The 12,746-nt window shown below is 60.1% G+C and carries 15 protein-coding genes; 10 read left to right on the plus strand and 5 right to left on the minus strand.

The window, feature by feature from the left end; genetic code table 11:
• The 4 genes from hisA to coaA are packed head-to-tail and all read left to right on the plus strand — an operon-like array spanning position 1 to position 2,853.
• Positions 1–744 (plus strand): 1-(5-phosphoribosyl)-5-[(5-phosphoribosylamino)methylideneamino]imidazole-4-carboxamide isomerase, encoded by a 744-nt coding sequence (gene hisA, locus ACP7E0_RS14085; protein ID WP_426125663.1) that lies wholly within the window; start codon positions 1–3, stop codon positions 742–744.
• Positions 741–1,517 carry an imidazole glycerol phosphate synthase subunit HisF gene (gene hisF / locus ACP7E0_RS14090; RefSeq protein WP_426125664.1) on the plus strand — a complete coding sequence of 259 codons (777 nt, stop codon included), beginning with the start codon at positions 741–743 and terminating at the stop codon, positions 1,515–1,517. The genes hisA and hisF overlap by 4 nt, the downstream gene beginning before the upstream one ends.
• A gap of 18 nt (positions 1,518–1,535) precedes the next feature.
• On the plus strand, positions 1,536–1,850 hold the full coding sequence (locus ACP7E0_RS14095) for a phosphoribosyl-ATP diphosphatase (RefSeq protein WP_426125665.1): 315 nt from the start codon (positions 1,536–1,538) through the stop codon (positions 1,848–1,850).
• Positions 1,851–1,857: 7 nt separating this feature from the next.
• The gene (coaA, locus tag ACP7E0_RS14100; protein ID WP_426125666.1) at positions 1,858–2,853 is read left to right on the plus strand and encodes a type I pantothenate kinase; all 996 of its coding nucleotides are present in this window, start codon (positions 1,858–1,860) and stop codon (positions 2,851–2,853) included.
• A gap of 3 nt (positions 2,854–2,856) precedes the next feature.
• Here the strand turns inward: coaA and ACP7E0_RS14105 are convergent, their stop codons facing one another.
• The 5 genes from ACP7E0_RS14105 to ACP7E0_RS14125 all read right to left on the minus strand — a co-directional run bounded on the left by ACP7E0_RS14105 (position 2,857) and on the right by ACP7E0_RS14125 (position 6,661).
• Positions 2,857–3,468, minus strand: coding sequence for an alpha-ketoglutarate-dependent dioxygenase AlkB family protein (locus ACP7E0_RS14105; protein WP_426125667.1), 612 nt, complete (start codon positions 3,466–3,468; stop codon positions 2,857–2,859).
• Between the two features lie 6 nt (positions 3,469–3,474).
• Positions 3,475–3,915, minus strand: a complete 441-nt coding sequence (locus ACP7E0_RS14110) for a hypothetical protein (protein ID WP_426125668.1) — start codon at positions 3,913–3,915, stop codon at positions 3,475–3,477.
• Positions 3,916–3,917: 2 nt separating this feature from the next.
• The gene (lysM, locus tag ACP7E0_RS14115) at positions 3,918–4,391 is read right to left on the minus strand and encodes a peptidoglycan-binding protein LysM (protein ID WP_426125669.1); all 474 of its coding nucleotides are present in this window, start codon (positions 4,389–4,391) and stop codon (positions 3,918–3,920) included.
• An 85-nt stretch (positions 4,392–4,476) separates the two neighbouring features.
• A complete protein-coding gene (gene arfB / locus ACP7E0_RS14120) occupies positions 4,477–4,911 on the minus strand; it encodes an alternative ribosome rescue aminoacyl-tRNA hydrolase ArfB (RefSeq protein ID WP_318414947.1) in 435 nt (144 codons plus the stop codon).
• Positions 4,912–5,050: 139 nt separating this feature from the next.
• Positions 5,051–6,661, minus strand: a complete 1,611-nt coding sequence (locus tag ACP7E0_RS14125; protein ID WP_426125670.1) for a phosphoenolpyruvate carboxykinase — start codon at positions 6,659–6,661, stop codon at positions 5,051–5,053.
• A gap of 341 nt (positions 6,662–7,002) precedes the next feature.
• Between ACP7E0_RS14125 and ACP7E0_RS14130 the strand changes: the two genes are divergently transcribed.
• The 6 genes from ACP7E0_RS14130 (at position 7,003) to ahcY (ending at position 12,643) form a co-directional block, all read left to right on the plus strand.
• Positions 7,003–7,737 carry a response regulator transcription factor gene (locus ACP7E0_RS14130; protein WP_037097523.1) on the plus strand — a complete coding sequence of 245 codons (735 nt, stop codon included), beginning with the start codon at positions 7,003–7,005 and terminating at the stop codon, positions 7,735–7,737.
• 267 nt (positions 7,738–8,004) lie between these two features.
• The gene (locus ACP7E0_RS14135) at positions 8,005–9,759 is read left to right on the plus strand and encodes a stimulus-sensing domain-containing protein (RefSeq protein WP_426125855.1); all 1,755 of its coding nucleotides are present in this window, start codon (positions 8,005–8,007) and stop codon (positions 9,757–9,759) included.
• Between the two features lie 89 nt (positions 9,760–9,848).
• Positions 9,849–10,232, plus strand: a complete 384-nt coding sequence (locus ACP7E0_RS14140; protein ID WP_426125671.1) for an HPr kinase/phosphorylase — start codon at positions 9,849–9,851, stop codon at positions 10,230–10,232.
• A gap of 137 nt (positions 10,233–10,369) precedes the next feature.
• Positions 10,370–10,771, plus strand: a complete 402-nt coding sequence (locus ACP7E0_RS14145) for a PTS sugar transporter subunit IIA (protein ID WP_113312929.1) — start codon at positions 10,370–10,372, stop codon at positions 10,769–10,771.
• 4 nt (positions 10,772–10,775) lie between these two features.
• Positions 10,776–11,057: an HPr family phosphocarrier protein gene (locus tag ACP7E0_RS14150; RefSeq protein WP_426125672.1), complete on the plus strand. Its 282-nt coding sequence runs from the start codon at positions 10,776–10,778 to the stop codon at positions 11,055–11,057.
• Positions 11,058–11,242: 185 nt separating this feature from the next.
• Positions 11,243–12,643, plus strand: coding sequence for an adenosylhomocysteinase (gene ahcY, locus ACP7E0_RS14155; protein WP_426125674.1), 1,401 nt, complete (start codon positions 11,243–11,245; stop codon positions 12,641–12,643).
• Positions 12,644–12,746: the final 103 nt, after the last annotated feature.

Raw genomic sequence — 12,746 nt, forward strand, 5'->3', positions numbered from 1 at the left:
ATGATCCTTTTTCCCGCCATCGACCTCAAAGACGGCCAGTGCGTGCGCCTCAAGCTCGGCGACATGGAACAGGCGACCGTCTACAATCCCGACCCTGGCGCGCAGGCCAAGGCCTTCGAAGACCAGGGTTTCGAATGGTTGCACGTGGTCGATCTCAACGGCGCCTTTGCCGGTGAAACCGTCAACGGAGCTGCCCTCGACGCGATCCTCAAGTCCACCAAAAACCCGGTGCAGCTGGGCGGCGGCATCCGGACGCTCGATCATATCGAAAACTGGCTGTCACGCGGCCTTGCCCGCGTCATCCTCGGCACCGTCGCCGTGCGCGATCCGGCGCTGGTGATCGAAGCCTGCCGCAAATTTCCCGGCAAGGTCGCCGTCGGCATCGACGCCAAGGGCGGCAAGGTGGCGGTCGAGGGCTGGGCTGAGGCCTCCGAACTCGGTGTCATCGAACTCGCCCAAAAGTTCGAAGGCGCCGGCGTTTCTGCGATCATCTATACCGACATCGACCGCGACGGCATCTTGACCGGCATCAACTGGGATTCGACGCTGGAACTGGCCGATGCCGTTTCTATTCCCGTCATCGCCTCGGGCGGCCTCGCCTCGATGGACGATATCCGCCGCATGGTTCAACCGGATGCGGCAAAACTGGAAGGCGCCATTTCCGGCCGGGCGCTCTATGATGGACGTATCGATCCGGCCGAGGCACTGTCGCTCATCCGGAACGCCAAAGGAAAAGCGGCATGACCCTCAAAGCCCGCGTTATCCCCTGCCTCGACGTCAAGGACGGCCGTGTCGTCAAGGGTGTCAGTTTTCTCGATCTGATCGACGCCGGCGACCCGGTCGAATCGGCCAAGGCCTATGACGCTGCCGGTGCCGACGAGCTCTGCTTCCTCGACATCACGGCGTCCTCCGACAACCGCGACACGATCTTCGATGTGGTGGCGCGCACGGCCGATCATTGCTTCATGCCGCTCACCGTCGGCGGCGGTGTGCGTAGCGTGACCGATATCCGCAAGCTGCTGCTTGCCGGAGCGGACAAGGTATCGATCAATTCGGCCGCCGTCAGCAATCCGGATTTCGTCGCCGAAGCGGCCGACAAGTTCGGCAACCAGTGCATCGTCGTCTCGATCGATTCGAAGAAGGTGTCGAAGCCTGGCGAGGAAGACCGCTGGGAAATCTTCACCCATGGTGGCCGCCAGGCAACCGGCATTGATGCCGTGACCTTTGCCGAGAAGATGGTCAAGCTTGGCGCTGGCGAACTGCTTTTGACGTCGATGGATCGCGACGGCTCGAAGGCCGGGTACGATATCGCGCTGACCCGCACGATTGCCGACCGCGTATCCGTGCCGGTTATCGCATCGGGCGGCGTCGGCACGCTCGATCATATGGTCGAGGGCATTCGCGACGGCCATGCGACGGCGGTTCTGGCCGCGTCGATCTTCCATTTCGGCACCTATAGCATCGGCGAAACCAAGCGCTATATGGCAGAGCATGGCATCGCCATGCGGCTCGATTGAGCTTCAGGACAAAGACAGATGAGCAATTTCAGCCTTTCCGATCTCGAAGCGATCGTCGCCTTGCGGGCGAAGGCCTCGCCGGACGAATCCTGGACCGCCAAACTCGTGGCCCATGGGCAGGCGAAGGCGGCCAAGAAGCTGGGCGAGGAAGCGGTAGAGACCGTGATCGCCGCCATCAGCAACGATCGCGCCAACCTTGTCGCCGAGAGTGCCGATCTGATCTATCATCTTATGGTCGTATTGAAAATTGCTGACATTCCATTGCAGGATGTGATGAGCGAACTTGAGCGGCGGACAAGCCAGTCCGGACTCCAGGAAAAGGCAAGCCGGTAGACACGTCATGACAATCGTCGCCAAAGACATCGCACCGGCCGATATTCCGGATCATTTCGACAACAAGGACTATTCGCCCTACCGGTTCTTTTCGGCGGAGGAATGGTCGCATTTCCGGGCCGATACGCCGCTGACCCTGTCGGCCGATGAAGTCCAGCGGCTGCGATCGCTGAACGACCCGATCGATCTCAGTGAAGTCAGGCGCATCTACCTGTCGCTATCGCGCCTATTATCCACCCATGTGGAATCCTCGCAGCGGCTGTTTGCCCAGCGCCAGCAGTTTCTCAGCATGTCGAACGACGCCAAGACCCCTTTCGTCATCGGCATTGCCGGTTCCGTTGCCGTCGGCAAATCGACGACGGCGCGTATCCTGGCCGAGCTTCTGTCGCGCTGGCCGTCGAGCCCGAAGGTGGATCTGGTGACGACCGACGGTTTTCTCTATCCCAACGCGACGCTGCTGCGGGAAAACCTGATGGACCGCAAGGGCTTTCCGGAAAGCTATGATATCGGCGCGCTGTTGCGCTTCCTGTCGGCGATCAAGGCCGGCCAGCCGAACGTCAAGGCGCCGACCTATTCCCACTTGACCTATGACGTGCTGCCCGACCAGTTCCAGGTCGTCGACCGGCCGGACATCCTCATTTTCGAGGGTATCAACGTCTTGCAGTCGCGCAATCTGCCCGCTGACGGCAAGATCGTGCCGATGGTGTCGGATTTCTTCGATTTCTCGATCTATATCGATGCCGAGGAAAGCCTGATCCACACCTGGTACGTCAACCGCTTCATGCGCCTGCGCCAGACCGCCTTCCGCGATCCGGAATCCTTCTTCAAGCGCTATGCGCAGGTGAGCGAGGACGAAGCGCTGGCGATCGCCGAGGGGCTCTGGCAGAACATCAACCTGAAGAACCTGCGCCAGAACATCCTGCCCACGCGTCCGCGCGCCGACCTGATCCTGCAGAAGGGCCCGAATCATCTCACCGAGACAGTGGCGCTGCGCAAACTTTAGGCGTCAGACGGTGACGCGGCGGAGCGTCAGGTTGATGCGGCCGCCGTTCTTCAGCAGCGTCGACGTGTTGGGGTAGATTTTATCGACGCCGTGGAAGGCGAGACGCCCTTCGCCGCCGAGCACGACGATATCGCCGCTCGCCAGCTTGAACGACAGCGTTCCCCCGCTGCGTTCGGTGCCGCCGACACGGAACAGGCAGTTGTCTCCCAGCGAAATCGACACGACCGGCGTTTCCAGGTCCTTTTCATCCCGATCCTGATGCAGGCCCATGCGGGCGTCATCGGCGTAGAAATTGACCAGGCAAGCCTCCGGCTCCTTCGCGGCTCCAGAGACGGTACGCCAGATTTCCAGAAGTGCGTCGGGCATTGCCGGCCATGGTTTGCCGGTGAGCGGATGCTGCGGCTGGTAGCGGTAGCCGCGCTCCTTGTCGGTCACCCAGCCAAGCGGACCGCAATTGGTCATGCGCACGGACATCGGCTTGCCGGTGCGGGGCATGGCCGGCACGAACAGCGGCGCTTCCGCCACGACGGCGCGGATACTTTCGACGAGGGCCTCCTGCTGCTGCCGATCGAGAAAGTCCGGAATGTGCCGGATACCCTGGGGCAAGACCTTCATCGGAGATTATTCCAGTCCGAGCAGGGCGGCCGGGACGCCGTAGCGTTGCTGCCAGTCGGCATAACCGACATCCGTCGGCCCGACCATGTGATCGATCAGGTTCCAGCGGCCGGCCTGAAAGCCCATCAGTGCATAAACGGTCAGCCCATCCATCATGTCGGTATCCCCGGCAAAACCGGTTTTCTCGGGATCGATGACACCGCCACCCGGCCTTTGCGGCTCGACCTGAACGAAGGCCCAGTTCGGCGTGACCCGGATGGTGGTAACCACGAATTCGACCGGGCCGCGCATCTCCGCCTCGACTGCGGGGCGCAGCGTATCCATGATGGCCGCCCGTTCCGACGAGCCCTTGGCGGGCTCGCGGAACGTCAGGGCCAGCGCAGGACCGCTGAGCGCCGTCATCAGAACGGCAACGGCAATCGACAGAGCTGCGCCGGCTGTTTTCATGGTCAGGCCTGGTCCAGAGCCGGAATGCGCAGGACCTGGCCGGGATAGATCTTGTCCGGATGGGTCAGCATCGGCTTGTTCGCTTCGAAGATGACGGTGTTTTTCGCGCCCTTGCCCTTGCCGTATTGCGATTCGGCGATCTTCCAGAGGTTGTCGCCCTTCTTCACCGTGTAGAAGACCGGGTCCTTGGCCGCCGCGGGTTCTGCGGCACCGTCGGCGACCTTCAGTTCTGCCGCTTCGACCTTCGAGATACCCAGCGTATTGCCGACGGCAACGACGGCCTTTTCAAAGGCGGACTGGTCCTTGACCACGCCGGTGAGCACGATCTTGTCGCCCTCGACCGCCACATTGACCTTGTCTGTGCCGAGATCATGGGACGCCAGTTCCTTCTTCACCGCTTCGACATCCGGCGCATCGTCATCGCCGCCGATGCCGAGTTTCTTGCCGGCATTCTTGATAAAGCTGAACAGACCCATGGCGCTTCTCCTTTTGCGGGTTTCTTCAACCCTAACAGAGTGCACTCATGGGGAAAAAACAAGGCCCGGATGAAAATTGCGGCGATCAATCGTTTTCCGGGCGGCCGCGCATCTTCTTGACTTCGCCGCGTCCGGTCTTTGCCTTCAGGCGTCGTTCGATCGAGCCCTTGGTCGGTTTGGTTTTCCGGCGCGGCGGCGGCGGCGGTTCGGCGGCCTTGAGGATCAGCTCCTTCAGCCGTTCGCGCGCATCCTCGCGGTTGCGTTCCTGGCTGCGAAATCGACTGGCCTCGATCATCAGCACGCCATCCTTGGAGACCTTGCGGCCAGCGAGCTTGATGGCATTGTCACGCACCCGCTCCGGCAAGGCCGGCGACGCGGCGATGCCGTAAAACAGCTGAACCGCGGTCGAGACCTTGTTGACGTTCTGTCCGCCCGGCCCGCCAGCCAGCACGAATTGCTCCGTCAGCTCCCAGCCGGCGATGACGATGCGGTCGTTGATGTAAAGCGGATCGCTGGCCATGTCGTTTCATCCTTCCACCGCTCTATCTCACAGGATGGCAGAATTGAAAACGCGCGAACCCGCGGTCAACGCAAAAACCCGGCACTTTCGCGCCGGGTTTCACGTGAATCATCGTCTGCAACCCTCTGCGAGGGCTGATTTATTCGGCTGCGAGCTTCGCGCCAGGTGCTGCATCGCGGACGCTGCCATCGACATGGCTTTCGAACTTGGCGAAGTTGGCGACGAACATGTCGACCAGCTTGCGGGCCTGCGCGTCATAGGCAACGCCATCGCTCCAAGTCGAGCGCGGATCGAGGATGCTGCTGTCAATGCCCGCAACCGAAACTGGAACGGCGAAGCCGAAATTGCTGTCCGTTCGGAATTCGGCCGAGGCCAGCGAGCCGTCAAGCGCTGCAGCGAGCAGCGCCCGCGTCGCCTTGATCGGCATGCGATTTCCCACGCCATAGGCGCCACCGGTCCAGCCGGTGTTGACCAGCCAGCAATTGACGCCATGTTCGGCAATCAGAGCCTTGAGCAGATTGCCGTATTCCGACGGATGACGCGGCATGAACGGTGCGCCAAAGCAGGTCGAGAAGGTCGCTTCCGGCTCGGTCACACCCTTTTCGGTGCCGGCAACCTTGGCTGTGTAACCGGATAGGAAGTGGTACATGGCCTGATCTGGTGTCAAACGGGCAATCGGCGGCATGACCCCGAAAGCATCGGCAGTCAGCATGATGATCGTGCCCGGATGCCCTGCCGTTCCCGACTTGCTGGCATTCGGGATGAAATCCAGCGGATAGGCGCAGCGGGTGTTTTCCGTCAGCGAGCCGTCGTTGAAGTCAGGCACGCGATTTTCATCGAGCACCACGTTTTCAAGAACGGTACCGAAGCGCCGGGTGGTCGCGAAGATTTCCGGTTCGGCTTCTGCCGACAGGCGGATCGTCTTTGCATAGCAGCCGCCCTCGAAATTGAAGATGCCGTGTTCGCCCCAGCCATGTTCGTCATCGCCAATCAGCGCGCGCTTCGGATCGGCCGACAGCGTCGTCTTGCCGGTGCCCGAAAGCCCGAAGAACACCGCAGCGTCACCATCTTGGCCGACGTTGGCGGAGCAGTGCATTGGCATGACGCGCCTGGCCGGCAACAGGTAGTTGAGCATGGTGAAGACGGCCTTCTTCATTTCGCCGGCATAGGACGTGCCGCCGATCAGAATGATGCCCTTGGTGAAATTGCAGGCGATCACCGTTTCCGTGCGGCAGCCGTGGCGGGCAGGATTACCTTTAAAGTCCGGCAGGTCGATGATCGTCAGTTTCGGAACGAAGGACGCAAGCGATGCCTGTTCCGGGCGGATCAGGAGATTGCGGATGAACAGCGAATGCCAGGCAAATTCGGTGATGACGCGGGTCGCAAGTGCGTTTTCCGCATCGGCGCCGCCGATCAGGTCCTGCGCATAGAGAGACTTGCCCTTGGCATGATCGAGCATGTCCTGATGCAGCACCGCGAAATGCTCCGGCGACATCGCATTGTTGTTGTCCCACCAGATTTCGCCCGTGGTGTTTTCGTCGCGAACAACGAACTTGTCCTTCGGCGAGCGGCCGGTGTGCTGGCCGGTCAGGGCGCGCACGGCACCATCCGCAGTCAGCTGCGCTTCGCTGCGGCGCAGGATTTCCTCATAGAGTTCAGCGGTGCCAAAGTTGTACCGAACCACGTCCAGGTTGTTGAAGCCGATTGATTCCAGCCCAAGGGATGGGTTGTGAATGCCGAGTTCCTGCATGGTCCAGCTTTCCTCCGTGGTTTGCCGACAGAACATTGAATGTTAGCAATCATAGAAGCATGAAGGGGAAAAGACAAGATTGCTGTCGTAAAAAATATAATGATTTCAGTATATTAATCGATTTAAAAGAAAATATTGCTTTTTTAATCGGTTGAATCGAACCTTTTCAGACGCCGATTTTTGGCCGGAAACGCCCTTCCGGCATCATGCTCATTGCTTTTGCATTTTACTTCGCCACAATTTGTTCCACCTTTATACTCATGAAACGCGTCTTACCGCAGCAGAGCCCCGGACAACCGGGTCGGCCTCGGAGGCGCAGCGAAATGGTGGAGCCCTATACGATGCAGACGATTGCACTTGTCGATGACGACCGGAATATCCTGACCTCGGTGTCGATTGCACTGGAGGCGGAAGGCTACAAGGTCGAAACCTATACCGACGGTGCCTCGGCTCTCGACGGTCTGCTTGCCCGGCCGCCGCAACTGGCGATTTTCGATATCAAGATGCCGCGCATGGACGGCATGGAGCTTTTACGCCGGTTGCGCCAGAAATCCGATATCCCGGTGATCTTCCTGACATCCAAGGATGAGGAAATCGACGAACTGTTCGGCTTGAAGATGGGCGCCGACGATTTCATCACCAAGCCTTTCTCGCAGCGGCTGCTGGTCGAGCGCGTCAAAGCGATCCTGCGCCGCTCAGCCAACCGCGAAGCGGCGGCGGCTGCAAGCACCGGCAGCGGTGCTGCCAAGAGTGCCGCCGATATCCAGGCACGCTCGCTGGAACGCGGCCAGCTGTCGATGGATCAGGAACGCCACACCTGCACCTGGAAGAACGAGCCGGTGACCCTGACGGTGACCGAGTTCCTTATCCTCCATTCGCTGGCCCAGCGCCCAGGCGTGGTGAAGAGCCGCGATTCGCTGATGGACGCTGCCTATGACGAACAGGTCTATGTCGACGACCGCACCATCGATAGCCACATCAAGCGGCTGCGCAAGAAGTTCAAGATGGTCGACAACGACTTCGACATGATCGAAACGCTTTACGGCGTCGGCTACCGCTTCCGCGAATCGGCCTGAGGCCGGATCTTATCTCCTCGCCACGCAAGCCAGGCTAGGCATCGCCGCAAGGTGCAAGTCTAGCGTGGTCAAGGACGGAGCTGTATGATACGGCTCCGCGCCAAAGAGAGACGCAAGCGCGATCTCCAATCCGCCCTCCGGCGGACGGCAGCCAAAGCTGCCATTGAAACGGCAGTAACTGCCATTGACGGCAGTAGCTGCCATTGACATGCAGGGGCCGCGAAAGCGGGAGTTGAAGGCTTGGTCGAAGTCTTGCGAAACATCGATATGGATGAAGGCGAAACGCGGGCGGCTTCCGGCCGGACGTGGGCGCATCCCTTCACGTTGATTCGCCGCATCTTCGGCAACGCTGTCTTTTCCAGCCTGACGCGCCGTATCCTGTTCTTCAATCTCGTCGCGCTCGTCGTTCTCGTCGGCGGCATCATGTATCTGAACCAGTTCCGCGAAGGGCTGATCGATGCCCGCGTCGAAAGCCTTCTGACGCAAGGGGAAATTATTGCCGGCGCGATCGCCGCATCCGCCTCCGTCGATACCAACTCGATCACAATCGATCCCGAAAAGCTGCTGGAACTGCAGGCAGGCCAAAGCATCACGCCGCTACCGAGCGACGAGGATCTCGAATTCCCGATCAACCAGGAACGTGTGGCACCGGTCCTTAGGCGGCTGATATCGCCGACCCGCACCCGCGCCCGCCTGTTCGATGCCGATGCCGATCTTCTACTGGATTCCCGCCACCTCTATACCGGCGGTCAGGTGCTGCGTTTCGACCTGCCGCCGATCGAACCGGAAGCCGTGACATGGTCCGAGCGGCTGAACTCCTGGTTCAATCGCGTACTGCAGCCGGGGAACCTGCCGCTCTACAAGGAACCGCCAGGTGGCAACGGTGCGATCTATCCGGAAGTCATGAATGCGCTGACCGGCGTTCGCGGTGCCGTCGTGCGTGTCACCGAAAAGGGCGAACTGATCGTCTCCGTCGCCGTGCCGGTTCAGCGGTTTCGCGCCGTTCTCGGCGTCCTGCTTTTATCGACGCAGGCGGGCGATATCGACAAGATCGTTCACGCCGAGCGGCTGGCCATCATCCGCGTGTTCGGGGTCGCGGCGCTCGTCAACGTCATTCTGTCGCTGTTGCTGTCGAGCACGATTGCCAACCCCTTGCGACGCCTGTCGGCGGCTGCCATCCGCGTGCGGCGTGGCGGCGCCAAGGAGCGGGAGGAAATCCCGGATTTCTCCTCCCGCCAGGATGAGATCGGCAACCTTTCGGTTGCGCTGCGCGAAATGACGACGGCGCTCTATGACCGTATTGCCGCGATCGAGAATTTTGCCGCCGATGTCAGCCATGAATTGAAGAACCCGCTGACCTCGCTGCGCAGCGCCGTGGAAACCTTGCCGCTGGCCCGTACCGACGATTCCAAGAAGCGGCTGATGGACGTCATACAGCACGACGTCCGCCGTCTCGACCGGTTGATCAGCGATATCTCCGATGCCTCGAGGCTCGATGCGGAACTTGCCCGCAGCGATGCGAAGGCCGTCGATCTGGAAAAACTGCTCGGTGGCCTTGTCGATCTGTCCCGGCAGATCCGCAGCGGCAAGAAGATCGTCGAGCTGAGCTTCGTCGTCGAGCGCAAGGACAATCCGAAGGCGCGCTTCGATGTGGGTGGCTACGAGCTGCGCATCGGCCAGATCATCACCAACTTGATCGAGAACGCCCGGTCCTTCGTTCCGGACCAGGGCGGTCGCATCGTCCTGCGGCTGACCCGTACCCGCAGCCGCTGCATCATCTATGTCGAGGACAATGGCCCGGGCATCCAGGCCGAAGACATCGACCGCATCTTCGAACGCTTCTATACCGACCGGCCGGAGGCTGAGGATTTCGGCCAGAATTCGGGTCTTGGTCTCTCCATCTCCCGCCAGATCGCCGAGGCCCATGGCGGCTCGCTGAAGGCTGAGAACATGTTGGATGCGAGCGGCAAGATTACCGGCGCCCGTTTCATCCTTTCTCTTCCCATCGAGAACCATTCGTGACGAACCCGGCGGTCAATATTCACGCGACCGCCGTTGTGCTCGGAACCCGGGGGTTTTTGTTTGTCGGCCCATCCGGTGCCGGCAAGACGATGCTGGCGCTCTCCTGTCTGACGACGGCAAGGAATTGCGGGTTGTTTGCAGCTCTCGTCTCGGATGATCAGGTGATGATTTCGGTGCGCAACGGCCGCATCGTCGCTGGCCGCCCGGCCTCGATTGTAGGCCTTGCCGAGGTTCGCGGCGCTGGGATCGTTGCCGTAGAAACGATACCGGCCGCCGTGATCGATTTTGCCATTCTTCCGGTCAAACCGCCGTTTGAGCCGCGTTTACCCCCGGAAAATGAGAGGTTTTCTTTGCCCTCCGGTGATTTTTTGCCGTTGCATCGCCTTCCCCTGGCTGAAGGCTTGAATTCCTTTGAAATTTTGCGGCTTATTTACCTCAAAATGCCGATTTTCAAGGACATTGATGCCTTTTAAAGCAGCATTTCCGGATTTTTAACTTGCCATTCGCCTTTTCCTTGCCAAGATGGCCGCCCTAAAGGTGGACGAAATTGCTGCATTGCGATATCTGACCCTCCTTATAGATTTGCAGATGCAGTTGGAGCGAAGACACCATGATCGGACTTGTGCTTGTCACACACGGCAAGCTGGCTGAAGAGTTTCGTCATGCGCTGGAGCATGTCGTTGGTCCGCAAAAGTCAATCGAGACTGTCTGCATCGGCCCCGAGGATGATATGGATCAGCGCCGGCAGGACATCCTGCACGCGGTTCTTGCAGCCGACGAAGGCAATGGCGTTATCATCCTCACCGACATGTTCGGCGGCACGCCGTCCAATCTGGCGATCTCGGTGATGCAGAGCGGCACCGTCGAAGTCATTGCCGGCGTCAACCTTCCCATGCTGATCAAACTGGCCGGCGTCCGTGGCGAAAGCGATATGGACAAGGCACTCATCGAAGCGTCCGAAGCAGGCAGGAAATACATCAATGTCGCAAGCCGCGTCCTCAGTGGAAAATAATGGGATGTCGGTCGTGACCCTCTCCCGCGACCTTCTGATCGTCAACAAGCGCGGACTGCATGCCCGCGCCTCGGCCAAGTTCGTCCAGACGGTCGAGGGCTACGATGCCGAGATACACGTCTCGAAGGACGGCATGACCGTCGGCGGCACCTCGATCATGGGGCTGATGATGCTGGCCGCCAGCACCGGCTGTTCGGTCTCCGTCACCTCCAGCGGCCGCCAAGCCCAGGAGGCACTCGATGCGCTCGATGCGCTGGTTGCCGACAAGTTCGGCGAAGAAATCTGACCCAGGCTAAATGAGAGACATAAAGACATAAAGACCTCTTTATGTCCTGTTGCTCCTTTTCGCGTTTCCTGATAGTTGAGGAACAAACTTCCTGCTGACAGCCGGAAGTGCCGAATTCTAGTGCGCCCTGCCCGGTCCTGCCAAAATGTCAGGTATTCGTGCACGGCACCAGCCCGGAGACTTTCATGAGCACGAAAAATGACTATCTGGTTGCGGATATCGGCCTTGCCGATTTCGGCCGCAAGGAAATCACCATCGCCGAGACCGAAATGCCGGGCCTGATCGCCTGCCGCGAGGAATTCGGCACCGCCAAGCCCCTGAAGGGCGCGCGCATCACCGGCTCGCTACACATGACCATCCAGACGGCCGTCCTGATCGAGACACTGGTTGCTCTCGGCGCCGACGTACGCTGGGCATCCTGCAACATCTTCTCGACGCAGGACCACGCCGCAGCGGCCATCGCTGCCACCGGCGTTCCGGTCTTTGCAGTCAAGGGCGAAAGCCTTGAAGAATACTGGACCTACACGGACCAGATCTTCCAGTGGGCCGACGGCGGCGTTTCCAACATGATCCTCGATGACGGTGGCGACGCCACCATGTACATCCTGCTCGGCGCCCGCGCCGAAGCCGGCGAGGACGTTCTGTCGAAGCCTGAATCCGAGGAAGAAGAAATCCTCGTCGCCCAGATCAAGAAGCGCCTTGCCGCTTCGCCGGGCTGGTTTACCAAACAGCGCGACGCCATCAAGGGTGTGACGGAAGAAACCACCACTGGCGTCAACCGTCTCTACCAACTGCATGCCAAGGGCCTTTTGCCCTTCCCGGCCATCAACGTTAACGATTCGGTTACCAAGTCGAAGTTCGACAACAAGTATGGCTGCAAGGAATCGCTGGTCGATGGCATCCGCCGCGGCACCGACGTGATGATGGCCGGCAAGGTTGCCGTCGTCTGCGGCTACGGCGACGTCGGCAAGGGTTCTGCCGCTTCGCTCTCCGGCGCTGGCGCCCGCGTCAAGGTCACGGAAGTCGATCCGATCTGCGCCCTGCAGGCCGCCATGGACGGTTTTGAAGTCGTTCTGCTCGAAGACGTTGTGTCCTCCGCCGATATCTTCATCACGACGACCGGCAACAAGGACGTCATTCGCATGGACCACATGCGCGAGATGAAGGACATGGCGATTGTCGGCAATATCGGCCACTTCGACAACGAGATCCAGGTTTCCGCGCTGCGCAACATGAAGTGGACCAACATCAAGCCGCAGGTCGACCTGATCGAGTTCCCCAAGGGCAACCGGATGATTCTTCTGTCGGAAGGCCGCCTGCTCAATCTTGGTAACGCCACCGGTCACCCGTCCTTCGTCATGTCGGCTTCGTTCTCCAACCAGGTCCTGGCCCAGATCGAGCTGTTCACCAAGGGTGCGCAGTATGACAAGGGTGTCCACATCCTGCCGAAGCACCTCGATGAGAAGGTCGCTCGCCTTCATCTGGCCAAGCTCGGCGCCAAGCTGACGGAACTTTCGGAAGAGCAGGCTGGCTATATCGGCGTGACGCCGAAGGGCCCATTCAAGTCTGAACACTACCGCTACTAGTCCTTACCCGGATAATCCACAACATATAGAGGCCGCGATCTTGACAGGAGATCGCGGCCTCTTTTTTTGCTTCGCCCTTCCCGAGGATTCCCCGAAGGCGTAT

The organism is Pararhizobium sp. PWRC1-1, assembly GCF_049897905.1.
Lineage (GTDB): Bacteria > Pseudomonadota > Alphaproteobacteria > Rhizobiales > Rhizobiaceae > Pararhizobium.